The organism is Vibrio sp. 10N.222.48.A3 (assembly GCF_041475345.1).
Taxonomy (GTDB): Bacteria; Pseudomonadota; Gammaproteobacteria; order Enterobacterales; family Vibrionaceae; genus Vibrio; species Vibrio tasmaniensis_A.
This window is the reverse complement of record NZ_JBFRVX010001518.1, coordinates 1-303: the sequence shown is the minus strand read 5'-3', so window position 1 is coordinate 303 and position 303 is coordinate 1. Positions and strand designations below refer to the sequence as shown.

Here is a 303-nt window from a genome sequence, read left to right as displayed (position 1 = left end):
GCTCTGACCTTTGTATTGCCTTTGGTATTAGCAGAGCTGTTCGCAAGCCAGTTCGTGAGCATGTTGGACTATGCAGGCATGGTGTTGGTGTTCCTAGCTATCTGGGGACCACTCGCAATGGTGGTTAAGGTTCGTAGGCCTGACTTCCCTCACCTACAAACCGAAGGCAGCTATACAGCAGGCGGTGGCGATACGGCACTGATGGCAACATTCGGTTTTGGTGCGTTGATTTTTATCTCTTGGTTTATGGGGTAAATCCCAATTGAATAGACTATCTGTTGCCATTTAGAAGGCAGCAGATAC

At 48.5% G+C, this 303-nt stretch carries 1 protein-coding gene; it reads left to right on the top strand.

All coding sequences use genetic code 11. The annotated features are described in order from the left end of the window. Positions 1–255: aromatic amino acid transport family protein (locus AB4653_RS27495; protein ID WP_372105825.1), on the top strand; the 255-nt coding region annotated here is incomplete at its 5' end. Positions 256–303 lie beyond the last annotated feature (48 nt).